Genomic DNA, 23,917 nt, shown 5'->3' with positions numbered 1-23,917 from the left:
CACCCCTACCACTGTGCGACATCGAGAAAACGCTCATCTTCCACCAGGTCGGCGGCAGAGAACACTTTCCAGACCTCCTCGTTACGCTCATAACCACCGGTCACGAACGGACGAATGCTGTCGGCCACCCCCTCGGGAGTGGCCCTGAAACTGTCTTTTGCAAAGTACTGCATGCCCAGCACGGAATCGACCACCAGGCCGCTGAACACATCGCCTTCTTCGATCACCAATACACGACGCTCGCGCATACTGCGGGAGGATCGGGGAACGTCGAAGAAGCCGGCGAGGTCAACCAGGGGCAGAAGGCGGCCGCGGACATTGGCGGCACCCATCAAAAACGAGCGAACCCCCGGAATGTGGGTAAACCGGGGGACGTGCAGGATTTCGGTGACTTCACCCATGGGTGCGACATAACGCTCACCCGCCAGAATAAAACCGATGCCGTTCCACAGTTCAACGGCTTCCTGTTGTTCCGGAAGGCCGGCGGCTAATGACCGGCTGCGCTGGGCGATATCCGTCAGAACGGCAAAAGGGGCGGCCTGGGCGGACATGCTTACTCCACGGTTAGGGATCAGGCAATCAGGCTGTTGATTGTTTTGATCAGGTCGTCTTCGTTAACCGGCTTGACCAGGTAACCCTTGGCACCCTGGCGGGTTCCCCACACGCGGTCGGTTTCCTGATCCTTGGTGGTGACAATCACAACCGGAATGGACGCCGTTTCTGGCGCGCGAGTGAGCTGGCGAGTGGCCTGAAAGCCGTTCAGGCCAGGCATGACCACGTCCATCAGCACCAGATCCGGAGTTTCCGCGCGGGCTTTGGCCACGCCGTCTGCACCGTTGTCGGCGGTCAGCACTTCGTGCTTGTGTTTTTCCAGGATGGTGGAAATCTTCTTAACTTCTGTTGGCGAGTCGTCAACAATCAGGATGCGGGCCATGTTTTCCTCGATAATTACTGGTGTCAGCAGGTTTACTGTTGCGCCTGTGGGACGTACTGGCGAATAGTATTAAGCAGTTCATCCTTGCTGAACGGTTTGGTCAGATACTGGTCCGAGCCAACGATTCGGCCTTTTGCCTTGTCGAAAAGGCCGTCCTTGCTCGAGAGCATGATAACCGGCGTCTTTTTGAAAGAGGAATTGTTCTTGATAAGTGCGCAGGTCTGGTAGCCATCCAGTCGGGGCATCATGATATCAACAAAAATGATGTCCGGCTGGGAATCGGCAATCTTGGCCAGAGCGTCAAAGCCGTCAGTGGCGGTGATGACCTCACAACCGACCTTTTTGAGAAGGGTTTCTGCGGTGCGACGAATGGTCTTGCTGTCGTCAATCACCATGATCTTCAGATTCTCGAAGTTGTCATCCATTGTCCAACTGCCTTGCGCTCTAGCGACTGTCGTTATTTTCAAACGGGGGTTTTAACACAAACCTTAAGGTTGTTCTATAAACCCCGCTCATTTATAGAGTATTGATGACCGGATAAAAAGTATTAGTTTGTGACCAAATGTACTTCTGCCTGTGCCGTCACGGATTTAACTGTGATTTTCACCGGGTGCAATCAAGGCTCGGGTACAATACCATTTTTAGCATAGCACTTTATGGCTGGTTCGCTCTGCTGACCGGTTCGTGTTTTCACATCGAAATTCCAGGAGACTCTGATGACAGTCCGGCTCGGGATCGTAATGGATCCCATAGAAGACATCAGCTTCAAGAAAGACAGTTCGCTGGCGATGTTGCTGGCGGCCCAGAAACGGGGTTGGCAGATCGAGTACATGGAGCAGCACGATCTGTACCTGGCGGGTGGCCAGGCCCGTGCCCACACCCGCAATCTCACCGTGCATCTGGACCCGGAAAACTGGTTCAGCTTTGGCTCCAGCCAGGACCGGGCCCTGGGCGATCTGGATGTGATTCTGATGCGCAAGGATCCGCCGGTGGATCGTGAGTTTCTGATGGCCACCTATATATTGGGGGCTGCTGAACAGCAGGGTGCGCTGGTGGTCAATCCGGCGGCCACGCTGCGGGATTGTAACGAGAAGCTGTTTGCTACCCAGTTCGAGGATCTTACTCCGCCGTTGATCGTCACCCGTTCCTCCCAGCGTTTCCGGGAGTTCTATGCCGAGCATGGTGACATCATTATGAAACCGGTAGATGGCATGGGCGGCCGGTCGATTTTCCGGGTCAGGGAAAACGATGCGAACCTTGGGGTGATCATTGAAACCCTGACCAACCATGGCGCCCACCAGGCGATGGCGCAGAAATTCATTCCGGAAATCACCGACGGCGACAAGCGGATTCTGCTGATTGAGGGCGAGCCGGTGCCTTACGCCCTTGCGCGAATTCCATCCCAGGGTGAAAATCGCGGCAACCTGGCGGCCGGCGGACGCGGTGAGGGGCGTGAGCTGACCGCGCGGGATCGGGAAATCTGTGCCCGGGTAGCCCCGGTGATCAAGGAGAAGGGGCTGATGTTTGTCGGGCTGGATGTGATCGGCGATTACCTCACCGAGATCAATGTCACCAGTCCAACCTGTATCCGCGAACTGGATGCGGCCTTTGGCATCGACATTGCCGGCATGCTGATGGATGCCATTGATCGGCGCCTGGGCCAGAGCTGAGTCAGGCTTCCTCCAGGCAGTTGCAGATAAACTTTCGGGAAAGGTAATGGCAGTTCAGGTAAGCGATTTCGACCGGTTGTCCTTCACGCTGTTCATGGCGTTGGCGGTGCATGCCATTGTGGTTCTGGGCATTACCTTTGCTCCGGAGTCTCCCCGTTCGTCTGCCCAGACCATGGAGATTACGCTCTCTCAATTTGATGATGAACAGGCGCCCGAGCAGGCGGATTTTCTGGCCCAGACCAGCCAGCAGGGCAGCGGGACAGAAGAAGAGGCGATGGAGATGACCACGCCGGAACCGGCGGAAATCAGCCAGCCCGAAATGGCCCAGGTGCAGCCGGAGCCCCAGACCACCACGCAACCTCAACCCAGGGAAGAGCGCGCGGTGGTCCAGACTGAAGCCACGGCCAGTCGGCGGGTAGAGCAGCCCGAGGACCGGTCGGAACCCGAGCCGGAACCGCTGCCGCGCAGTGAGCGCAAAAGCCTGATGGAGCGGAGCCTGGAAATTGCCAGCCTGGAAGCCCGGTTTGATGCCCAGCAGCAAGCCTATGCCCGCAAGCCCAGGGTCATGCGGGTGACGGCGGCCTCCACCCTCAGGTCAAGCAATGCCTGGTACGTTCAGAACTGGGTAAACAAGGTTACCCGGGTGGGCAACATCAATTATCCGACTGAAGCGAGGCAGGCCGGAATCTACGGAAATCTGCGTATGCTGGTTTCTCTGCGCAAAGATGGCACAATCAAGGAAGTGGCGATACTCCAGTCGTCCGGCAGCACGGTACTTGATGATGCCGCCATTCGCATTGTGCGCATGGCCGCGCCCTTTGCACCCTTCCCGGAAGAGATGCAGCAGGAAGTGGACGAACTGGAGATCATACGTACCTGGTCGTTCCAGCAGCGGGGGCTTACATCCGGATGACAGCGTCCAAGCAAACCGACGGTAATCTCAGGCACCACTTTCTGGTGGCGTCACCGTGGCTCGCCGACCCCCGTTTCCATGGCGGCGTTATTTACCTCTGTGAGCATTCCGAAGAAGGGGCCCTGGGGCTGATGATCAATCAGCCGCTGGATATCCATCTGGGAGAAATCCTCGAGCAGCTGGACATGCATGGCGGTGAGCTGGATCTGCCGGTGTTCACCGGTGGCCCGGTGCAGCCGGAACGGGGTTTTGTGCTCCACTCACCTGGCCGGCAATGGCAAAGTACCGCACTGGTGACCGATGACGTTCTGCTCACCACCTCCCGGGATATTCTGGAAAGTATTGGTCGCGATGAGGGACCGGACGAGTTTCTGGTGGCTCTGGGTTATTCGGGCTGGGGTGAAGGGCAGTTGGAAGAAGAACTCGGCAGCAACGCCTGGCTGACCTGCCCGGCCAGCACCGATATCCTGTTCCGGACGCCGGTCAGCCAGCGTTATGAAGCGGTACTCAGGTTGATTGGGGTTGATCTGAACCAGCTCAGCGATTCGGTGGGCCATGCCTGAACAAGGTAACCGCAGGCTGCTGGCCTTTGATTTCGGAACCCGTCGCATCGGTGTCGCTTCCGGTCAGGAACTGCTCGGCACCGGCCAGCCCCTGGCCATGATCCCGGCGAGGGACGGTATCCCGGACTGGCAGCAGGTCGAGAAACTTCTGGCGGAATGGCAGCCGGATGTCGTACTGGTCGGGTTACCACTGAATATGGATGATACCGAGAATGACATGTGTGCCCGGGCCCGCAAATTTGGCAAGCGCCTGCACGGTCGTTTTCATGTGCCGGTAGAGATGGTGGATGAGCGACTGACCAGCTTTGAAGCCAAGGGCGATGTGATGGCTGCCGGTGGCAGCCGTGATTTTGGTCGCCACGGGGTGGATGACCGTGCCGCAGTACTGATATTGGAAACCTGGTGCCGGGAACAGGCCGGCTGATCTGACTGATGAGGCTCTGATGACCGCATTGATGGATATCAACCAGTTGCTGGATGAACTGGAAACCGGGTTACGCCGGATTCTGGAGCAACGTGGTATCGACAACCCTGTGCTGATTGGCATTCGCACCGGTGGCGTCTGGCTGGCCGATGTCATTGGCAAACGCCTGGGTATAGAACAGCCGTTTGGTGAACTGGATATTTCCTTTTATCGGGACGACTTCAGTCGCATTGGCCTGAACCCGAAAGTGAAGCCCTCCAGCCTGCCTTTTGACACCGAAGGCCGTGACATCATCCTGATCGATGATGTGATCATGAGCGGGCGGACCATTCGTGCCGCGATGAATGAGATCTTCGATTACGGCCGTCCTGCCAGTATCATACTGGCCACCTTGATTGACCTGGGTGCCCGGGAACTGCCGATTCAGCCCGATGTGGTCGGCCACTCCCTGGCGCTGGAAGCGCATCAGCGCATCAAGTTGCGCGGCCCCGACCCGTTGCGTATCGAACTTCAGGACTCCGGGCAGTAACACCCCAATTGACGACAGGCGAGCCATGACCGCAAACGATCCCTCCCCGAACCACTTGCAGCTGACCCGGGATGGTCAGTTGCGGCATTTCCTCACCCTGGACGGCCTGGGCCGGGAGCTGCTGACCGACATATTGGATACCGCCGATTCCTTCATCGAGGTGGGCGAACGCAGTATCAAGAAGGTACCGCTGTTGCGGGGCCGCACGGTCGTTAACCTGTTCTTCGAATCCAGTACCCGCACCCGCAGCACCTTCGAGCTTGCCGCCAAGCGGCTGTCTGCTGATGTGCTGAACCTGGACATCAACACCTCGGCCACCTCCAAGGGGGAATCCCTGTCTGACACCCTGCTCAATCTGGAGGCCATGGCCAGCGACATGTTCGTGGTGCGGCATTCCCAGAGCGGGGCGCCGCACTTTATTGCCGAAAGCGTGACCCCGGGCGTGGCCATCATCAATGCGGGCGATGGCAGGCATGCCCACCCAACCCAGGCGATGCTCGACATGCTCACCATTCGTCAGCACAAGGGGCGTTTTGAAGGCCTGAAAGTGGCGATTGTTGGCGACGTATTACACTCCCGGGTGGCCCGCTCCCAGATTCGAGCCCTGAACGAACTGGGCGCAGAAGAGGTGCGGGTGATTGCCCCCGGTACCCTGTTGCCCAGGGATGTGGAAGATCTCGGCTGCACCGTGGAATATGACATGGCCCGTGGCATGAAAGACCTGGACGTGGTGATCATGCTGAGGCTGCAAAAGGAACGTATGGAAGGGGCACTGCTGCCCAGCGAGCGGGAGTTCTACCGCCTGTATGGCTTGAATCAGGAGAAGCTGGCGCTGGCCAGGCCGGACTGCATTGTGATGCACCCGGGTCCCATCAACCGCGGTGTCGAGATCGAGTCGGCGGTGGCGGATGGTCCCCAATCGGTGATTCTGAACCAGGTGACCAACGGCATCGCCATCCGGATGGCGGTCATGTCCATGGCGATGGGTGGGCAAATGGCAGAGCGACAGCAAAAACAGACAGACAGCGAGGGACACCGGGCATGAGTGGCAGCCAGCAAGATAACAGCACCAGCCTGGTGATTACCGGTGGCACCCTGTTCAATGCTCATGGGCAATTGACCGACAACCCCGGGCTGTTGGTTCGCGACGGAAAAATTGCCGCCGTCGGCTCTGAGGCGCAGCAGGCCGATGCAGCCCGGAGTGTTGACGCCAGTGGCTGTGTGATTTCCCCGGGGTTTGTGGATTTGTGTTGCAACCTTCGGGAACCCGGTAATGGTCAGAAGGGCAATATTGCCTCGGAAACCCGGGCAGCCGCCCACGGTGGTTTCACCACGGTTTGCGCCAGCCCGGAAACCTCTCCGGTCAATGATTCCAGCGCCGTGACCCATCTGATTCGTGAAGGTGCTGCAACCCGTGGTGTGGTGAATGTGTTGCCCGTTGGAGCGATTACCCGTGGCCTGGAAGGTGACTTGCTCAGTGATATGGCGGGCCTGAAGAACGCCGGTTGCGTGGCAGTGGGGAACGGTTCCCGTGGGGTGCGCAACGCCCGGATTCTGCGCCGGTGCATGGCCTATGCCCAGACCTTTGACCTGACAGTGATGTTCAGTCCGGAGAACCAGGCTCTGGCCGCGGACGGCTACGCTCACGATGGTCAGGTAGCGACTCGCCTGGGCCTGCTGGGCATCCCGGAAGTAGCGGAGACGGCTGCGGTTATGGAAATGCTGTTGCTGGCGGAGGAGACCGGGGTACGACTGCACCTGAGCCAGTTGTCCTGTGGCCGCAGCGTCGAGATGCTGGCGGAGGCCCGGAAAAGGGGAATCCAGGTGACTGCCGATGTCGCCATGCATCAGCTGGTTTATACCGAAGACGCACTGGCGGGCTTTGATAGCCGTTTTCACGTGCGCCCGCCGCTGCGTTCCGAGACTGATCGCCGGGCGCTGCTGGCAGGCGTTCGCGAGGGTGTGATTGATGCCATCGTCAGCCAGCATCAGCCCCACGACAGCGCCGCCAAGCAGGCGCCACTGCCGGCGACCGAACCTGGTCTGTCCGGTATCGAGAGCGTATTGTCCCTGGGGTTGGGGTTGGTGGCGGCTGGTGAACTTGAGATGACGGATCTGCTGTCTGCGCTGACCCTTGGTCCATCCCGGGTTTTGGGCCGGGAATGGGAGCTGGCTGAGGGTTTGGCTGCAGACCTGTGCATTTTCGACCCCAAAGGCCATTGGGTGCCGTCCCCATCTACCCTGGTGTCAGCCGGACACCATGCCCCCCGATTCGGATGTGAGCTGCCGGGGTTAATGAAGCTGACGCTGGTTGGCGGACGGACCGCCTGGCAGTAGTGACACTGCGGAAAATGCGGCAGAGGTTAGCCAACCTCTGTCGACGCCATCACAGATTACCCTGTTTTTGCTGAAAAACCCTTGAAGAGAGGCACCTGAGCCAACGTATTCTATGGCTCGGCCACTTATGGTCATCAAAAGGACGACGGAAAATGCCGGCGGCCTGCTGTGCCGGTGTCCGACAATAATAATTCAGGAGTCATCCCGTGAAATCAGTCAGTCTATCCCGCCGTATTGCCATGGCGGCTGCTTTGTGCGCCACCCTGGTAACCCCTGCTCTGGCGAAAGCCGAAACCGAGATTCTCGAGCGCAGCTTTTGCGTGTTCGATCCCGTGGGCGCCAACGGCCCGCTGTTTGCCATTACCAAAGAGTTCCAGCCGGTCGCCATGCAGCGAGGCATCAGGCTGAACCTGCGGGCTTACACCGATGAAAAGGTTGCCGCCGAAGACTTCAAGGCAGGCCAGTGCGACGCGGTGCTGCTCACGGGCACTCGCGCCCGAGAGTTCAATAAATTTACCGGCAGCCTGGAGGCCATGGGTGCCGTCCCTGGCGAGCAGGAAATGCGCCTGCTGTACAACACCCTGAGCCAACCCCAGGCGCGCCAGTTCCTGGTTGAAGGACCCTACGAGGTGGCCGGTGTATTCCCCGGTGGTGCCATCTACCTCCACACCCGTGATCGCAACGTCGACTCGGTTGAAAAGCTCCAGGGCAAGCGCATCGCCACCCTGGATTATGACAGTGCGTCGGTGCGCATGGTTCGCCATGTAGGCGCGTCAGTGGTGGGCTCCAATTCCGCCAACTTTGCCGGCAAGTTCAACAATGGCAGCGTGGATCTGGCCTACGCCCCGGCGGTGGCCTATCAGCCACTGGAATTGTACAAGGGCGTTAACACCAAGGGTGGCGTGTTCAAATATGCTCTGGGGTACATGAACTTCCAGGTCATCATCCATCGAGACCGGTTCCCGGATGATGCGGGCCAGATGGTGCGCGATGAATCGATCAAGCGGATTGATCAGGCCTACGAGATCATCGCCGAGGCAGAAGCTGGCATTCCCGAAGAGGTATGGATGCACCCGCCCCAGGAAGATGTGGCGGAGTACGACCGGATGCTGCGCCAGGTGAGGCTGTCTCTGCTGGAGGATGGCGTGTATGACGAGCGTGCGATCAAACTGATGCGTGCCATTCGTTGCCGGGTGGACGGTTCGCGTTCGGAGTGTGCGTCTTAAGTCTGAAGGGCGTTGCTGGGCCTGTCAGGCAGGAGCTGGCCCGCCGGTTGGCGGGCCGGATCCGGTTAACGGATCGCGTCTTTCAGGGCCTTGCCGGCCTTGAACCCGACGGTCTTGCTGGCGGGGATCTGGATGGTGGCGCCGGTTTGCGGGTTGCGGCCGGTGCGAGCCTCGCGGGAGCGAATGCTGAAGGTGCCGAAGCCAATGAGCGTTGTGTCTTCACCCCGGGCCGCTGCCGCAGACAGCTGATCGGTAAAGGCGTTGATAACTTCGCTGGCTTTTTCCCGGGTCAGGCCGGTTTTATCGGCAATGGCGGCGGCAAGCTCTGGTTTGCGCATCGGATACTCCTGTTTGATTTCGTTCTGATTATTGTGTTTGACCGCAAGGCAGACCCTGCGGTTGAAGCAATCTATAGTGGCTTTGGCCGAAATGTGCAAACCCTGTTCGGTTACGAACTGTGGCCGCAGGCGTCATTTGCGGGGTTGGTCTCATAAACCGGAGCCCGGTTTGGTCATAATGCATGGCCGGTTACAGGATGTAACAAAACGATTCTGGCGGCGCCAGGCGCTGATGTTTTCTGAATAACACAAGAATAAAAGGGTGTTGATGCTATGAATGATTTCCGCAAAGCCGGTTCCGGAATTCGTGGGCTGGTGGCCGCTGTTGGTGCCAGCCTGGTGCTCACCGGTTGTGGTGCCGTCAACCACATGATCTACAAAACCACCGGTGATGTGATGCAAGGGTTCTCGCGCAATCACACGGTGCCTTACCTGCTGGAATCGGATGACCTGGCCATGGGTTGCTCCATGAGTGAGGCGACAGCCCCACTGCTGATGTCGTTTGGCCGCGTGACCCGCGAACCGGACCAGCTGGCGGTTATGTTGTACCTCTCGGCGGGCGGTTGTGCGGAGGAGCAGGCCCGGGAGCATGAACTGGCTGCGGCGCGGGCAATGTATTCCATGAACGCCGGTGAGGCCCAGGATGCAATGATCCGGCAGAAACGGGCCCATACCCAGGCGGCGAAGCGTTACCTGAAGGGCTGGCAGCATCACCACGCCCATTACGGTGATCCGGATGGCGGGGAATGCCCCAAATTTAAAGACGATCTGGATGAATTCATTTACCTGGCCGGCTTGTTGTCCGGGTTGCAGGCATTGAATGCCCAGATACAGGCATCGTCCTCAATTGGTGTGCCGTTCAACACCGGTTCCGTGGTTGGCCGGGCGACCCAATGCCTGGACAACAAGAAATGGTGGGGCGCACCGATGGGGCTGCGGGCAACGGTCTGGGCCATGATTCCGGGCACCCAGCCGGAAGGTGAAGACGCCTTTGAACGACTGGCTATCGCCAGCAAGCAGGGCGAAGAGGCGGGCGTCAGGCTCGGCCACGTTTTCCACGCGATCGCCGCAGTAAACAAGAACGACGAAGCTTTGATCAAATCGGTGATCCGGGACCACGGCGAATCGTTGAAGAATGACGCGTCCAGCGAACAATGGCGGTTTGTTGATGCCATGGCCAGCAACATGCTGGTGGCCATTTCTGATCGTTTGTGGGTTGAGAACACCGGCCACCGAACCCCCATCGGTCAATTCGGCAGCTTCTGGGATGATCAGCGGGCGCCGGTCGAAACCATGGATCTGGATGATCTGCTGTAACTCCTTCAAATTCCAGGGTAGGTTTTATGACTAAGGGTGGTCTGCAACGTTCCGGGCTGGAATGGTTCTCTTCCTTGCCGGCGTGTCTGTTGCTGCTGGCTGTGGTGTTGTTCTCGACCAGTAGTGATATCCATAACCAGATGCTGCGCGGCGGTGAGCAGCTCTGGAGTGGTTACTACAAACTCCGCATGGATCCGGTGCAACCGGAGTGTAATCCCGACCGGGATATCGAGGCAGCCGTGGCTGAGGAAATGGCTGCGGCACCTCCGGACGACGATCCCATGGCGGCTTTACTTGGTGCCCATGAGAAAAATCCGGCGGATGTCCGGCTGGCCATCGAGCGATCGGTTGGTGAGTGCCAGACGGCCCATGCCAGCTATCTGGAGTTGCAGGATCAATTGACGCCCGGGGTGAAAGCCTATCGTGCGGTGGAATTGTTCGTGGCCGATCTGATCGCCTTCGGCTTGGCGGGCCAGCGTTATATCCTGGTGATTCTGGTGATGCTGTGTGCGGTTACCGCAACCCTGACCCGACACCACATCGCCATGCGGGCGATGGAAACCCGGCTGGATTACATCGTTTCCCATACCCTGCAGACCATTGCCAACGCCATGCTGCTGGGCTCCAGTGCCATCTTCCGGCAATCCAGCCTGGGCAGCAGTACCGCGGTTTCCGGCGAGGAGCTGATGCTCCACAACTTGTGGATTGTTGGTTTTGCCTGTCTCACCCTGGCCAGCCTGTATCGGCTGTTCCGGGTGCCCTCCAATCTACAGGAGGGTGGTCGGCTCGGGCAGGCCTTCCTTGCGGTGCCATTGTATACCGTCATGTGCCTGATCTCCGGCACTTACTTTGCGATGATCGGCCACTCCTCGGGTATTGGTATCTACCTGGGTAAGATGATGGAGCTGTCGGACATGTTTCTGAACGTCGGCCTGTACGTTTGGGTTGGCATGATGCTCAAGCAGACTCGTCTGGCGACCCTCGTGTTCAATGTGTTCCGGCCCTGGCGAATGCCCCCGGAAATGCTGGCGGTTGTTGCCGTATTGGTGGCTGCTGTGCCGACGGCCTATACCGGTGCTTCAGGGATCTTTGTTATCGCCGCCGGTGCTGTGATTTACAGCGAACTGAGGGCCGCGGGCGCCAGGCGACACCTGGCCCTGGCGGCGACGGCCATGTCCGGTTCGTTGGGCGTGGTTCTGAGGCCATGTCTGCTGGTGGTGGTGATCGCCTACCTGAACCGGGAAGTGACGACCGACGAACTGTTCGGTTGGGGTATCTGGGTATTTGTCCTGACCGCGACCATGTTTGGTCTGGTGGCGATGTCGGTCAACCGGCAGAGCAAATTCGACCTGGCGCCGACCGCTCAGGCTTTCCCGGCCTCATTCCGGGCGCTCCGGCCGCTGTTGCCCTACGCCCTGGTGATCGCCGGTGTCGTTCTGCTATACCGCTTCGCCCTGGACGTGAAGATGGATGAGTTCTCCGCGCCCCGGTTGCTGCCGGTGATCATGTTGGCGATTCTGGTCTATGAGCATGTCAGTCTGAAGAAGCGGACCAGCCCGGAACCGGGGCAGGCTCGCCACCCGGGACTGGAGCGCAGCATCCGTGGCGCAACCAACGACACCACCGCCGAAATCGGAGCACTGCTGTTACTCCTTGGCCTGTCGGTCAGCATTGGTGGTGTCATCGAGCGTTCCCACATCATGGAAGCCTTCCCGCAGGCCTTCGATAGCGCCTGGTCCGCGATGTTGCTGATGGTGGTGATTCTGGTGATCCTGGGCATGATCATGGATGCTTTCGGTGCCGTGATTCTGGTCACTGCTACCGTAGCCACCATTGCCTATTCCAGTGGTATTCACCCGATACACTTCTGGATGGTGACGCTGGTGGCCTTCGAACTGGGTTACCTGAGCCCGCCGGTGGCGCTCAATCACCTGCTGACCCGTCAGGTGGTGGGTGAGGCCGAGGTGCTGGCTGCCCAGCGTGAGGGTGGCACCTTCTACCAGCGCCATGAGCGTATCATCATGCCGTTGATTGCCATGGGTATTTCCCTGCTGCTGGTGGCCTTCGTGCCGCTGTTGTTCTACGCCACCTGATCCCGAGGGGCTTCGGCCCCTGCCAGTATCAGACAACAAAAAAAGCGCCGTGCTCTCGCAGGGCGCTTTTTTTGTCGGGTCAGGCTCAGCTCAGTTTCGGGCCGGCCTCGACGATGGCATCTGCCACATCGAACTTCTTGAAGTTTTCCACGAACTGGGCAATCAGCTCCTGGGCCTTGCCGTCATAGTATTCCGGGCTGGTCCAGGTGTTGCGTGGGTTCAGCAGCTCGGTGTCGACACCAGGGATGTGCTTGGGCACGTCCAGGTTCAGGGTGTCCAGATGCTCGGTTTCCACGTCGTCCAGGTCGCCATTCTGGATGGCGGCAATGATGGCGCGCGTGGTCGGAATGCTGAAACGCTTGCCTTCGCCGTAGGGGCCGCCGGTCCAACCAGTATTGACCAGGAATACCTTGCTGCCGAACTCGTCGATCCGCTTCATCAGCAGTTCGGCGTATACGCCGGCCGGACGCGGGAAGAAGGGGGCACCAAAGCAGGTTGAGAAGGTGGACTTCAGCTTGGACGACGAGCCCATCTCGGTTGAGCCAACCAGCGCGGTGTAACCACTCAGGAAGTGGTAAGCGGCTGCTTCACGGCTCAGGATGGATACCGGGGGCAGAACGCCAGTCATGTCGCAGGTCAGGAAGATAATGTGCGACGGCTCGCCGGCGCGGTTCTCCAGAACCCGCTTCTCCACGTGCTCCAGCGGGTAGGCGCAGCGGGAGTTTTCGGTGAGGGATACGTCGGTGTAATCCGGCTCACGGGTTTCCGGATCGATCATCACGTTTTCAACGATGGCACCAAAACGGATGGCGTCCCAGATGATCGGCTCGTTCTTCTGGCTCAGGTCGATGCACTTGGCGTAGCAGCCACCTTCAATGTTGAATACGGTGCCGGGGCCCCAGCCGTGCTCGTCGTCACCGATCAGGAAGCGGTGCGGATCGGCAGACAGGGTGGTCTTGCCGGTGCCGGACAGGCCGAAGAACAGACAGGTTTCGCCATTCTCGCTGACGTTGGCGGAGCAGTGCATCGGCAGTACGTCTTTTTCCGGCAGCAGGAAGTTCTGTACAGAAAACATGGCTTTTTTCATTTCGCCGGCATAGTGCATGCCTGCCAGCAATACTTTGCGCTTGGCAAAGTTGATGATCACGCAGCCGTTGGAGTTGGTGCCGTCACGCTCGGGCACACACTCGAAGTTGGCGGCGTTGAGGATCTGCCATTCCTGTTTGTCGGCCGGGTTGTAGTCATCCGGGCGGATAAACAGGTTGCGGCCAAACAGGTTCTGCCAGGCGGTTTCCGTGGTCATTTTGACCGGCAGATAGTGTTCGGGGTCAGAGCCGACGTGAACGTGGGAGACAAAACTGTCTTTTTCAGCAATGTAGGCTTCAACACGATCCCAGAGGGCGTCGAACTTGTCGGCGTCGAACGGGCGGTTGATCGGGCCCCAATGGATGTCGTCAGCGGTGCTGGGCTCCTCGACGATAAAACGGTCCATGGGAGACCGGCCGGTACGTTCGCCGGTGGTGACCACCAGGGAACCGTTGGCTGCCAGTTGTCCCTCATTTCTGGCCAGTGCCACTTCAACCAGTCTTGCTGTACTCAGATCATTATAAGTGTTGCTCACTTCGACCTCGCCCTCGGGATGTCTTCGTGATTGCTCAGGCCGTCCCCCCGAAAAAAATTGACGGAAATCTGAGCAATCGGGTCAATTCAGGCGCGCTATTATGCCAGAGACGCCGGTAAAAAACGACTGCCCTGAAAGCCGCGCCAGATGCGGCTTCCGGGCAAGTTGAGTGACTGCTTAGTGTAACGTATGACCGGTGAAAAGGTGATCAATGTCATTTCTATTGAAGCGATAGTTTGCGTGACAGAACTGGCAGTCCATGTTGATGCTGCCCTGCTCGTCGAGGATGCTGTAACACTCGTCTTTGCCGATGGCCTCGAGGGCGGCGAGGGTGCGCTCCCGGGAGCAGCTGCAGCGAAAGGCCACCGGTTCGGGGTCGAACAGCCGCACGGTTTCCTCGTGGAACAGCCGGTGCAGCAGGGTTTCGCTGTCGAGCGTCAGCAACTCTTCGGCCTCGACAGTGCGCGCCAGGTGATTGACCCGGTTCCACAAATCATCGTCTTCTTCGGTATGCCCCGGCAACCGCTGCAGCATCAGGCCGGCGGCGGTGTCTTCGTTGGCGAACAGGAACAGGCTGGTGGCAATCTGCTCGGACCGCTCGAAATACTCTTCCAGGCAGCCGGCCAGGGTATCGGCTTCCCTGGGCACCACGCCCTGATAGCGTTGGCCCTGGTCCGGGGTGATGGTGATGGCCATGCGGCCGGTGCCCAGAAGTTCGTTCAGGGTATCGCCGGTAACGGCCTGATCGTCATGGCGGGCCAGGCCCCGGATATGACGGTCGTGGCTGCATTCGGCCATCAGTGTGCGCAACGAGCCTTCGCCGGCCGCCTGCAAGGACAGGGTACCCTTGAACTTCAGGCTGCTGCTCATCAACACGCTGGCCACCAGCGATTCGCCCAGTAAACGGCGAACGGATTCGGGGTAAGGGGCCTGGGTGCTGATGTCGCTGAAACTGTTACCCAGTTGAACCCAGGCACCCCGAACCTGGCTGTGTTCGAAAATAAAACGCTGGAATTGATCTCGGGATGCCATGGTGTCTCCTGACGCTGTCTGTGGGGTTGATGGTGCTGCCCGCGCGGAGGGTAATTGAGGCGGGCGTACTCTTTACGAGCTTTGGTGTGATCCGGTTTTACAGGCCGTTCTGGTCCCGGAACCGCTGAATGTCCCGGCGGTCTTTCTTGCTCGGCCGGCGGGCGGGTGGCAATTGGGCGGCCTGCATGGTCTTGCGCTGCCAAGCCAGTTCTTCGCGTTTTTTCACGCTGTCACTGGTTTCGTGGTAAAGCTTCTGGGCCTCTGGAGCGCCCCTGCGCCGGTCGCTTATCTCATCCACGATCACGATTTTTTCCTGCCAGCCCAGGCGCAAGGTAACCCTGGCGCCAGCTTCGACAATCTTGCCGGGCTTTGTTCGCTGGCTATTGTAATGCACCTTGCCGCCTTCGATGGCTTCTTTCGCCAGGGAACGGGTCTTGTAGAAGCGCGCGGCCCAGAGCCATTTGTCGAGCCGCACCTTTTGTTCGTCAGCGCTGGTTGCCGTCATATCTCCTCACCGGGTTGGCACCTGCCGTCGGGCATTGTGTTAACCAGATTATAACCGGCTCGTCATCGGGATGGCAGGGGCTGTTGCGAACGCAGTGATGGCAGCACTTCATCAAAATGGCGAATGCCGGGGATCTCAGGGTGTTGGGCATTGGGTGCCTGGGTGCTGTCGGGCTCAAGAATGGCCAGGCATTGGCCGATGCCTGCCTGGCGGGCACTCTCCAGCACGGGAAAACTGTCGTCCACCATCAGGGTTTTGTCTTGCCGGTACGGGATTTTTCTGCCGAGGTCTCGCCAGAAATCACGATCTTCCTTGGGTTTGCCGAATTCATGGCTGGAAACGATGGCATCCACGTGTTTGTCCAGTCCGGTGCGTTCCAGTTTCAGTGCCAGGGGGTCCGGGTGGCAGTTGGTCACAATCACCGAGCGCAGGCCGGCTTGGCGCAACGAAGACAGAAAGTCGGGCACGTGCGGGCGGTAGCCGATGCGATCACTGACTTCCGCCTTCAGTTGGTTGATATTCACCGAGAGTCGTTCGCTCCAGTAGTCGGTGCAGTACCAGTTCAGTGAGCCCCGTTCCGCCATGATCATGGCCAGCAGGGTATCTTTCGCCTGTTGGGGGTGCAGGTCGTACTGCTCGGCGTAACGTCTGGGCAAGTGCTCAAGCCAGAAGTGCGAGTCGAAGTGAAGATCCAGCAGTGTTCCATCCATATCCAGGAACACGGTATCGAGGGTTGACCAATCCACCATAAACAAAAACAGCCTGAAGGGTTTCCTTCAGGCTGCCTCAGATTCCGGCGGCTGGCAAGCCGGGATTCTACTGATCGCCGGAGTAGGCTCAGTCAGCAGCTTGTTCAACCGTTTCGGACTTGCGGCCGGTGCGTGAGCAGCCCAGGCAGCGAACGAAGGTCGCCTTGGCCGGGCCAACAACCAGCACCTCGCCAGCCTCACCGGCGTTGCCGCCGAGGGCAGAGAATGGCAGAGATACCAGATAGACGGCACTGCCAACAATGGTGGTGGCCAGCAGGGCAGGTCGCAGCAGAACCGCATCGGCCGTCATGGCCAGCGCCGAGGGGCTCTCATCGACTGCTCTGGCGTGGCCCAATGATGAAAAAGCCAGCAGACAGGCTGCCACCGTTGCAACCAGAGTGCGGGAAATCTTGCGGGTCATGACGATTCTCTCCTGTTAATTCTCTGTTAACTATGAATCATATTGCCTGAATTTCAAACGGTTTTTGTTTGTATTGTGTGAGTTGTGTGATGTTGGTTTGCAGTTTCAACGCTGGCAACGAGGGCAGTACACGGTGGAGCGATTGTTCATCCGGATTTCCTTCAGCACGGTGTTACATTCCGGGCAGGGGGCACCACCACGCCCGTATACCAGTAATGACTGGGCAAAATACCCCGGCTTTCCGTCGCTGTTAACGAAATCCCGCAAGGTGGTGCCGCCCATCAGGATGGCTGCGCTCAGGGTTTCCTTTATGGCTTCAGCCAGCCGGTGATAGCGGTCCAGGCTGATTCGGCCCGCCTTCCGTTTCGGGTGTATGCCGGCTTTGAACAGGGCTTCGTTGGCGTAGATGTTGCCAACCCCGACCACCACATGATTGTCCATGATGAAGGATTTGATCGGGCTCTGTTTGCCCCGGGACAGCCGGAACAGCCAGGCACCACCAAATTCCGGCGACAGCGGTTCCGGGCCAAGATCCCGTATTAGCGGGTGCAGGGTGCAGTCGTCGGCCCACAGCCAGCAGCCAAAGCGCCGGGGATCGTTGAAGCGCAGGGTGCGGCCGTTGGCGAGACAGACATCAACGTGGTCATGGGCGGCGGCCGGGCTGCCGTCGGTGATCACCCGCAGGCTGCCGGACATGCCCAGGTGCACAATAACAGTGCCGCCATCCAGGTGCAGAAAGAGATATTTCGCCCGGCGGTCTACGGACCGGATAACCTGACCCTGCAGGCGCTCCGGTAAATCCCCGGGAATCGGCCAGCGCAGCCGGGCATTACGAATCACTACCCCGTTTATCTTCTGGCCTTCACAGTGGGGCGCAATGCCCTGACGAGTGGTTTCTACTTCGGGTAATTCGGGCACGAAGCCTCCGCTGGCAAACGTATTCTGGGGCCATAAGTGTAAACAGTAACAAAAAAGCCACCAAACGGTGTTGTTGACGCGTACAGCTGTACGCTAAAGTTGGTCAAGTACATTCCCTTCGAGTGTTTGCGAATCTCCCTCCGCAGTATCGCCTTTCGAAGTTGATGAATTCTTGAGGATAATTTATGTGGTTTAACGGTCTCCTTGACCTCTCGGTATGGCAGTTGATAGCGGTCACCCTGGTACTCACCCATATCACCATTGTCAGTGTTACGCTCTATCTGCACCGTCACTCGGCCCATAACGCCCTGGATCTGCATCCGGTGCTCAAGCACTTTTTTCGCTTCTGGCTGTGGATGACCACTGCGCAGAACACCAAAGAGTGGACCGCGATCCACCGCAAACACCACGCCAAGTGTGAAACCGAGGAAGACCCCCATAGCCCGGTGGTCCTGGGTATCCGCAAGGTTCTGCTGGAAGGCGCAGAGCTTTACGCCGAGGCGGCCACCCCGGAAACCCTCGAGCGCTATGGTCAGCGCACCCCGGAGGACTGGGTCGAGCGCAACGTCTATAGCCGATACAAGATGCTGGGCATCATGCTGATGGCGGTACTCAATCTGGCACTGTTTGGGGTCCACGGGATCTGGATCTGGGCGGTACAGATGATGTGGATTCCGGTATGGGCCGCAGGGGTGGTCAATGGCGTTGGCCACTATCTGGGTTACCGCAATTTCGAATGTGCCGATAATGCCCGCAATATCTCGCCCTGGGGCATCCTGATCGGCGGTGAAGAACTCCACAACAACCACCACACCTATCCAAACTCGGCCAAGCTGTCCCGCCGCTGGTACGAGGTGGACATCGGCTGGGGCTATATTCGCCTGTTCCAGTTGTTTGGTCTTGCCAAGCCGAAGGGCTACCGGCCGATTGCTCATTACGTTCCGGGCAAGCAGGAGGTGGATGTGGAAACCGTTCAGGCCATTACCAACAGCCGCTTCGACATCATGCGTCAGTACCGCAAACGGGTCATGGAACCGGTCTTGCGCCAACAGCGTTCTCTGATGGACGACGAAATTCGTCCCCGCTACCGAAAGCTGAAGCAGCTGTTATCCCGGGAAGCTACGCTGATCAAGCCCAAGGACAAAGAACAGCTGGAAACGGTTTTGGAGCGCCACGAAATCCTGCGCCAAATCTACGAGAAGAGCCACGAGCTGCAACAGCTGTGGCGTCAGCGTGGGCTGAAGCCCCAGGAAAAACTGCAGGCGCTGATGGAGTGGTGCAAAGAGGCGGAAGCCAGCGGCATTCGCTACCTGGAGGAGTTCGCGGCGCACCTGCGGGCCTACTCCCTGCGCCCGGTTGCCTGACGCGCCCCCGCCGTTTAGGTACCAAAAAAGCCAGATGGGTTCGCTCATCTGGCTTTTTTGTTTTGTCGCGACAGCACTAATCCGTTTCCGGGTTAACCCGGTACAGGCTGTAGGTTACCTGGCCCGCGGTCTTCTGCCGATGCAGCAACCAGCCGGTGGGCACCGGCGGTGTTGCCCGTTCGCTCTCATGTTCCACGTACACCCAGCCACCCGGTTTGATCCATTGGCCGGATTCCAGAAGCGGAAATAATCGTTCCAGCCAGTCCTGTCGGAACGGAGGGTCCATGAACACGATGTCGAAGGGTGGGCGCTGCCGATTGGCCAGAAAACTTTCTGCGTCCTGACACACCACCACTCCCTTGTCAGATTTCAATAACCGGAGATTGTCTCGCAGGGCGCTGGCCAGTGCCGGGGTATGGTCGACCAGCGTGGTGCTGGCAGCACCGCGGGAAAGCGCCTCCAGGCCCAGGGCCCCGGAGCCGGCAAACAGGTCCAGACAATCGCTGCCGGCAATCTGGAAGTTGAGCCAGTTAAACAGGGTTTCGCGGGTACGTGCAGGGCTGGGGCGAACACCGCCGGCATCCGGAAATCTCAGCTTTCGGCTGCGCCAGTCGCCGCCGATAATGCGCAGCTCCCCGGTACCGCCGGAAGGCGCACGCCCCACAGGCGTCGGGCCGGGTTTGCGGTTTGCCGGTTTGCGTCTGGCCATGGCTGTGCTCCGGAGTTCTGAACAGGTTGAATCGTGGGCGATTATGTTACCGGAAAGCAGCCGACAGGGGATAATGGGCCAGCCCCTCACTTAGGCCAGCAGGTCTGTTAGAATGTGCGCTTTATTTTCGCCCGCCCCTTTCAGACTGATGGTAAGACTATGACGGCAGAGTGGATTTCAATCGGCCTGTTGGCCCTTCTGGTTCTGTTCTTTGTACTGGATATCGCCGGTAACCGTAAGCGTGCCCCTCGGCCGAAAGCGGTGGTTCAGCGCAAACCTGAGGTAGCTCGGGGCCCGGCTCCAGTGGCACCGGAGCCAGCCCGGGAAGAGCCGGAAGCCGCGCAAGAAGCGCCGGTGGCCGAGGCGCAACCCGAGGCACCCGCTGCGGAGGCAGAGCCCGCCAAGGAAGTACCGGCGGCCGACTTAGCCCCGGAGCCAGAACCGGCTCCAGAGTCGGAAGCCCAGGTCAGTGTTTTTGAGCGAATCAGGAAGGGCCTTGGTAAAACCCGTGCCAGCCTGACCGGCGGCCTGGCCGACTTGTTCTCGGTGGGCAAGAAGATCGATGAGGACTTGCTGGAAGAAATCGAAACCACCCTGTTGATGGCCGATGTGGGTGTTACCGCCACTTCCGAGATCATTGAGTCGCTCACCGACAAACTTGAGCGCAACCAACTCAAGGACGGTGCGGCTTTGCGCAAGGCATTACGAGACGAATTGCATGGCCTGCTGAAGGACGTCACCAAACCGTTAGATATCGCCACCGACAACAAGCCGTACGTCATCCTGATGGTAGGGGTGAACGGCGTTGGCAAGACCACCACCATTGGCAAACTCACCCGGAAGTTCCAGGCGGAAGGCAAATCCGTCATGCTCGCGGCCGGTGATACCTTCCGTGCGGCGGCGGTGGAGCAGTTGCAGGTGTGGGGAGAGCGCAATAACGTGCCGGTGGTGGCCCAGCATACCGGTGCCGACAGTGCTTCGGTGATTTTTGACGCCATCCAGTCCGCCCAGGCCCGGGGTACCGATGTGGTGATTGCCGACACTGCCGGCCGCCTGCAGAACAAAGACAACCTGATGAACGAATTGACCAAGGTTGTCCGGGTGATGAAAAAGCTCGATGAATCGGCGCCCCACGAAGTGATGCTGGTGCTGGACGCCGGTACCGGCCAGAATGCCCTGAGCCAGGCCCAGGTCTTCCAGCAGGCGGTGGGCGTCAGCGGTATTACCTTGACGAAACTGGACGGCACCGCAAAAGGCGGTATTGTATTTGCCATTGCCCGCCAGCTGCAGCTGCCTATCCGCTTTATCGGAGTGGGCGAGCAGGCCGAAGACCTGCGCAGTTTTGATGCGGAAACCTTTGTCGACGCCCTGTTCGACGACTGAAGCACCGGCTACGGAGCCCGCGCCCGAAATGATCGAGTTTCGCCAAGTTACCAAACGCTATGACAGCGACCACACCGCTTTGCGCCAGGTGAATTTTCACCTGGACCGGGGGGAGCTGGCGTTTCTGACCGGGCACTCCGGCGCGGGCAAAAGTACCCTGCTGAAGCTGATCATGGTCATGGAGCGGCCGACGGCCGGTGAGCTGATCGTCGGTGGCCAGCGCCTGAATAGTTTGCCACGGCGCCAGATCCCCTACATCCGCCGGCATATCGGCGTGGTGTTCCAGAATCACCAATTGCTGTTTGATCGCACGGTGTTCGATAACGTCGCGATGCCACTGGAAGTGATGGGCGCCTCGCCCAATGATATCGGCCGTCGGGTGCGGGCGGCGTTGGATAAGGTGGGGCTGCTGAACAAGGAGAAAATGAACCCGCTGCAGTTATCCGGCGGTGAACAACAGCGTGTCGGCATTGCCAGGGCAGTGGTGAACAAACCGCCCGTGTTGCTGGCGGATGAGCCCACCGGTAACCTGGACCCGGAGCTATCCGCAGACATCATGCACCTCTTCACCGAGTTCAGCCAGGTGGGCGTGACCGTGCTGATCGCCACCCACGACATTGCCCTGATCAATGAGATGGGACGGCGAAAGCTGACCCTGGATCATGGCCAGCTGATTGCCGGTGGGCATGCCCCGGCAGCGGGAGGTGCCAGTGGCTACTGAACCCCGGCACAAGCAGGATAACCGGCGCGGGGCTGCCAATCGGGGGAAGTCTCCGGTGAACGCCCAGGCCCGCAGCTATCTGGAGCATCACCGGAAGGTGGCGCGGGATTCCGCCCGGCGTCTTTGGCAAACACCGGTGGCCAGTATGATGACCTGGACCGTGATGGGCGTGGCCCTTGCCCTGCCCGTCGCACTGTTGCTGCTGCTGGGCAGCTTGCAGGGTGTCAGTGCCGGCTGGGAGAGCAGCGCCAGGATTACCGCCTACCTGGCTATGGATGTCTCACTGGAGCGAGCCGGGGAGCTGGCGGAAGAGGCTCGGGACGATGGCCGGGTGCTGTCGGTTCAGCTGGTGGACCGGGATCAGGCCCTGGAGGAGTTTCGCGCATCGTCCGGTCTGGACGATGCCCTGGATTTTCTGGATGACAATCCGCTGCCCCATACCTTGTTGATCACCCCCCAGGATAGTGCCCGCTCCGCTGATGGCGTGCAGGCTTTGGTGCGGTTTGTTGATGGAATGGATGGCATTGAGCAGGTGCAGGTGGATCTTGGCTGGTTGCAGCGGCTCAATGCCATGACCGACATTCTGGCCCGGGCGGTATGGGCCCTGGCACTGTTGCTTGGCTCGGCGGTCATTCTGGTGATTGGCAATACCGTGCGCCTGGCGATTGAAAACCGGCGGGATGAAATTCTGGTAGCCAAGCTGGTGGGTGGAACCGATGCCTTTGTCCGCCGGCCGTTCCTGTACACCGGGGCCTGGTTTGGCCTCGGAGGTGGGGTGGTTGCCTGGTTGTTGATCCAGCTCTCTTTGTGGTGGCTGAACGGGCCCATTGAGCGCCTGGCAGGCCTTTACCGCAGCGAATTCTCGCTGCAGGGGCCGGGCTTTGACGGTGCATTGGCATTGATTATCATCGCAATGCTGCTAGGCTGGCTAGGCGCCTGGCTTGCGGTGAAGCGTCATCTGGATGACATTGAACCGGGCGATATTGCTGGCGGGTGATCCGGGTAACGGGAAAACCGTATTGAAAAAAGAGCTTGTTCTGGCGTAGTTTGGGAGTCAGAAAAGCCACGGCGGATTTTTCAGGTTGTTGTTTTGTAACGTTTTACTGGAAAGTTCGGGAACTAATCAAGTTCTTGGCGGTCTAATTAAAAGTTGTTATATTTTACGGCTGTCAGGTTCGGAGGTTAATGCATGGGTACGAGTTTACAGCTGGCTGACAGACTGGTTCCGGGTGCCAATCTCGAGTCTTATATTCAGGCGGCGAGTCGCATTCCGGTTCTCTCAGTGGATGAGGAGCGTAAGCTGGCGGAACGACTCCATTACGATGGCGATGTGGAAGCCGCCCGTCAGTTGGTGTTGTCTCACCTGCGCTTTGTGATTCACATTGCCCGGAGCTATTCCGGCTATGGCCTGGCTCAGGCGGATTTGATCCAGGAAGGTAATGTGGGCCTGATGAAGGCCGTCAAGCGCTTCAATCCTGAGTATGGCGTGCGTCTGGTGTCGTTTGCGGTGCACTGGATAAAAGCCGAGATCCATGAGTTCATTCTGCGCAACTGGCGTATTGTGAAGGTCGCTACGACCAAGGCCCAGCGTAAGCTGTTTTTCAACCTTCGCAGTCAGAAGAAGAAGCTGGCTTGGCTGAACCACGATGAGTTGAACGCGGTCGCCAAGGATCTGGGGGTAGAGCCCCGGGTGGTGCGCGAGATGGAAGGCCGGCTGGCGTCCCACGACACTTCGTTCGAAGGGCCGATGGATGACGACGATGACAGCAGCTACCAGGCGCCTGCTTACTACCTGGAAGATCGTCGCAGTGATCCTGCGGTGCAGCTGGAGAACGCCGATTGGTCTGAAGACTCCAATGGCCGGTTGATGCAGGCGTTGTCGGCGCTGGATGAGCGCAGCCAGGATATTCTGCGCGAGCGCTGGCTGACGGATGGTAAGTCGACGCTGCATGAGTTGGCAGACAAGTATGGTGTGTCGGCTGAGCGGATTCGGCAGTTGGAGAAGAATGCCATGAAGAAGATCAAGGCGCAGATGATCGAGGCGGCTTGATTACTACCATCTGGCTTGGCTTGAAACGCCACCACCGTTCGCGGTTGGTGGCGTTTTTGTTTGTATACCTTATAGAATCCAGACTTCCGGGCAGAAGCAA

Annotated in this window: 26 protein-coding genes; 15 read left to right on the top strand and 11 right to left on the bottom strand. The window is 58.9% G+C overall.

Annotated elements, in window-relative coordinates; all coding sequences use genetic code 11:
• Window positions 1-5: 5 nt before the first annotated feature.
• From FIV08_RS18460 to pilG, 3 genes are read right to left on the bottom strand one after another with little or no spacing between them, the layout of a single operon-like run.
• Window positions 6-551 carry a chemotaxis protein CheW gene (locus tag FIV08_RS18460; protein ID WP_152439395.1) on the bottom strand — a complete coding sequence of 182 codons (546 nt, stop codon included), beginning with the start codon at window positions 549-551 and terminating at the stop codon, window positions 6-8.
• A gap of 20 nt (window positions 552-571) precedes the next feature.
• Window positions 572-934, bottom strand: coding sequence for a twitching motility response regulator PilH (gene pilH / locus FIV08_RS18455; protein ID WP_011787171.1), 363 nt, complete (start codon window positions 932-934; stop codon window positions 572-574).
• 32 nt (window positions 935-966) lie between these two features.
• A complete protein-coding gene (gene pilG, locus FIV08_RS18450; RefSeq protein ID WP_044388924.1) occupies window positions 967-1,359 on the bottom strand; it encodes a twitching motility response regulator PilG in 393 nt (130 codons plus the stop codon).
• A 291-nt stretch (window positions 1,360-1,650) separates the two neighbouring features.
• Between pilG and gshB the strand changes: the two genes are divergently transcribed.
• The 8 genes from gshB to FIV08_RS18410 all read left to right on the top strand — a co-directional run bounded on the left by gshB (window position 1,651) and on the right by FIV08_RS18410 (window position 8,596).
• Complete coding sequence (gshB, locus tag FIV08_RS18445; protein WP_152439394.1) at window positions 1,651-2,604, top strand: glutathione synthase; 954 nt, start codon at window positions 1,651-1,653, stop codon at window positions 2,602-2,604.
• 46 nt (window positions 2,605-2,650) lie between these two features.
• Entirely contained in the window at window positions 2,651-3,517 is an 867-nt protein-coding gene (locus tag FIV08_RS18440; protein ID WP_152439393.1) for an energy transducer TonB, read from the top strand.
• Window positions 3,514-4,080, top strand: a complete 567-nt coding sequence (locus FIV08_RS18435; protein ID WP_152439392.1) for a YqgE/AlgH family protein — start codon at window positions 3,514-3,516, stop codon at window positions 4,078-4,080. The genes FIV08_RS18440 and FIV08_RS18435 overlap by 4 nt, the downstream gene beginning before the upstream one ends.
• Complete coding sequence (gene ruvX / locus FIV08_RS18430) at window positions 4,073-4,504, top strand: Holliday junction resolvase RuvX (protein ID WP_061331962.1); 432 nt, start codon at window positions 4,073-4,075, stop codon at window positions 4,502-4,504. Before FIV08_RS18435 ends, ruvX begins: the two co-directional genes overlap by 8 nt.
• A gap of 19 nt (window positions 4,505-4,523) precedes the next feature.
• Entirely contained in the window at window positions 4,524-5,033 is a 510-nt protein-coding gene (pyrR, locus tag FIV08_RS18425; protein WP_152439391.1) for a bifunctional pyr operon transcriptional regulator/uracil phosphoribosyltransferase PyrR, read from the top strand.
• A 25-nt stretch (window positions 5,034-5,058) separates the two neighbouring features.
• Window positions 5,059-6,078, top strand: a complete 1,020-nt coding sequence (locus FIV08_RS18420; protein ID WP_061331960.1) for an aspartate carbamoyltransferase catalytic subunit — start codon at window positions 5,059-5,061, stop codon at window positions 6,076-6,078.
• Window positions 6,075-7,370, top strand: a complete 1,296-nt coding sequence (locus FIV08_RS18415; RefSeq protein ID WP_152439390.1) for a dihydroorotase — start codon at window positions 6,075-6,077, stop codon at window positions 7,368-7,370. Before FIV08_RS18420 ends, FIV08_RS18415 begins: the two co-directional genes overlap by 4 nt.
• Window positions 7,371-7,576: 206 nt before the next feature.
• Window positions 7,577-8,596, top strand: a complete 1,020-nt coding sequence (locus tag FIV08_RS18410; protein ID WP_106696068.1) for a putative solute-binding protein — start codon at window positions 7,577-7,579, stop codon at window positions 8,594-8,596.
• Between the two features lie 65 nt (window positions 8,597-8,661).
• On the opposite strand, the gene FIV08_RS18405 is transcribed toward FIV08_RS18410, so the two are convergent.
• The gene (locus FIV08_RS18405; protein ID WP_058090771.1) at window positions 8,662-8,934 is read right to left on the bottom strand and encodes an HU family DNA-binding protein; all 273 of its coding nucleotides are present in this window, start codon (window positions 8,932-8,934) and stop codon (window positions 8,662-8,664) included.
• 273 nt (window positions 8,935-9,207) lie between these two features.
• Here FIV08_RS18405 and FIV08_RS18400 point away from each other — a divergent pair, with 273 nt between their 5' ends.
• On the top strand, window positions 9,208-10,251 hold the full coding sequence (locus tag FIV08_RS18400) for a hypothetical protein (protein ID WP_152439389.1): 1,044 nt from the start codon (window positions 9,208-9,210) through the stop codon (window positions 10,249-10,251).
• Window positions 10,252-10,277: 26 nt separating this feature from the next.
• Entirely contained in the window at window positions 10,278-12,344 is a 2,067-nt protein-coding gene (locus FIV08_RS18395) for a TRAP transporter large permease subunit (RefSeq protein ID WP_152439388.1), read from the top strand.
• Between the two features lie 85 nt (window positions 12,345-12,429).
• Here the strand turns inward: FIV08_RS18395 and FIV08_RS18390 are convergent, their stop codons facing one another.
• The 6 genes from FIV08_RS18390 to mutM all read right to left on the bottom strand — a co-directional run bounded on the left by FIV08_RS18390 (window position 12,430) and on the right by mutM (window position 17,590).
• Window positions 12,430-13,965 (bottom strand): phosphoenolpyruvate carboxykinase, encoded by a 1,536-nt coding sequence (locus FIV08_RS18390; RefSeq protein WP_152439387.1) that lies wholly within the window; start codon window positions 13,963-13,965, stop codon window positions 12,430-12,432.
• A 177-nt stretch (window positions 13,966-14,142) separates the two neighbouring features.
• The gene (gene hslO, locus FIV08_RS18385) at window positions 14,143-14,997 is read right to left on the bottom strand and encodes an Hsp33 family molecular chaperone HslO (protein ID WP_072675993.1); all 855 of its coding nucleotides are present in this window, start codon (window positions 14,995-14,997) and stop codon (window positions 14,143-14,145) included.
• A 97-nt stretch (window positions 14,998-15,094) separates the two neighbouring features.
• Entirely contained in the window at window positions 15,095-15,502 is a 408-nt protein-coding gene (gene hslR, locus FIV08_RS18380; protein WP_058090766.1) for a ribosome-associated heat shock protein Hsp15, read from the bottom strand.
• Window positions 15,503-15,564: 62 nt separating this feature from the next.
• Complete coding sequence (yrfG, locus tag FIV08_RS18375; RefSeq protein ID WP_152439386.1) at window positions 15,565-16,251, bottom strand: GMP/IMP nucleotidase; 687 nt, start codon at window positions 16,249-16,251, stop codon at window positions 15,565-15,567.
• A gap of 88 nt (window positions 16,252-16,339) precedes the next feature.
• Window positions 16,340-16,672, bottom strand: coding sequence for a hypothetical protein (locus tag FIV08_RS18370; protein ID WP_061331952.1), 333 nt, complete (start codon window positions 16,670-16,672; stop codon window positions 16,340-16,342).
• Between the two features lie 105 nt (window positions 16,673-16,777).
• The gene (gene mutM / locus FIV08_RS18365) at window positions 16,778-17,590 is read right to left on the bottom strand and encodes a bifunctional DNA-formamidopyrimidine glycosylase/DNA-(apurinic or apyrimidinic site) lyase (RefSeq protein ID WP_152439385.1); all 813 of its coding nucleotides are present in this window, start codon (window positions 17,588-17,590) and stop codon (window positions 16,778-16,780) included.
• A gap of 185 nt (window positions 17,591-17,775) precedes the next feature.
• Between mutM and FIV08_RS18360 the strand changes: the two genes are divergently transcribed.
• On the top strand, window positions 17,776-18,954 hold the full coding sequence (locus tag FIV08_RS18360) for a fatty acid desaturase (protein WP_152439384.1): 1,179 nt from the start codon (window positions 17,776-17,778) through the stop codon (window positions 18,952-18,954).
• 76 nt (window positions 18,955-19,030) lie between these two features.
• On the opposite strand, the gene rsmD is transcribed toward FIV08_RS18360, so the two are convergent.
• Window positions 19,031-19,663 carry a 16S rRNA (guanine(966)-N(2))-methyltransferase RsmD gene (rsmD, locus tag FIV08_RS18355; RefSeq protein ID WP_072675999.1) on the bottom strand — a complete coding sequence of 211 codons (633 nt, stop codon included), beginning with the start codon at window positions 19,661-19,663 and terminating at the stop codon, window positions 19,031-19,033.
• A gap of 159 nt (window positions 19,664-19,822) precedes the next feature.
• Here rsmD and ftsY point away from each other — a divergent pair, with 159 nt between their 5' ends.
• The 4 genes from ftsY to rpoH all read left to right on the top strand — a co-directional run bounded on the left by ftsY (window position 19,823) and on the right by rpoH (window position 23,817).
• A complete protein-coding gene (ftsY, locus tag FIV08_RS18350) occupies window positions 19,823-21,046 on the top strand; it encodes a signal recognition particle-docking protein FtsY (RefSeq protein ID WP_072676000.1) in 1,224 nt (407 codons plus the stop codon).
• Between the two features lie 28 nt (window positions 21,047-21,074).
• On the top strand, window positions 21,075-21,767 hold the full coding sequence (gene ftsE, locus FIV08_RS18345; RefSeq protein WP_058090759.1) for a cell division ATP-binding protein FtsE: 693 nt from the start codon (window positions 21,075-21,077) through the stop codon (window positions 21,765-21,767).
• Complete coding sequence (gene ftsX / locus FIV08_RS18340) at window positions 21,757-22,764, top strand: permease-like cell division protein FtsX (protein WP_072678098.1); 1,008 nt, start codon at window positions 21,757-21,759, stop codon at window positions 22,762-22,764. The genes ftsE and ftsX overlap by 11 nt, the downstream gene beginning before the upstream one ends.
• Window positions 22,765-22,956: 192 nt before the next feature.
• Window positions 22,957-23,817, top strand: coding sequence for an RNA polymerase sigma factor RpoH (rpoH, locus tag FIV08_RS18335; protein WP_072676002.1), 861 nt, complete (start codon window positions 22,957-22,959; stop codon window positions 23,815-23,817).
• The last annotated feature ends 100 nt before the right edge of the window (window positions 23,818-23,917 follow it).

It is taken from the genome of Marinobacter sp. THAF197a, assembly GCF_009363275.1.
GTDB lineage: Bacteria > Pseudomonadota > Gammaproteobacteria > Pseudomonadales > Oleiphilaceae > Marinobacter.
The sequence above is the reverse complement of the archived record's forward strand: the minus strand, read 5'-3'. Positions and strand labels throughout refer to the sequence as shown.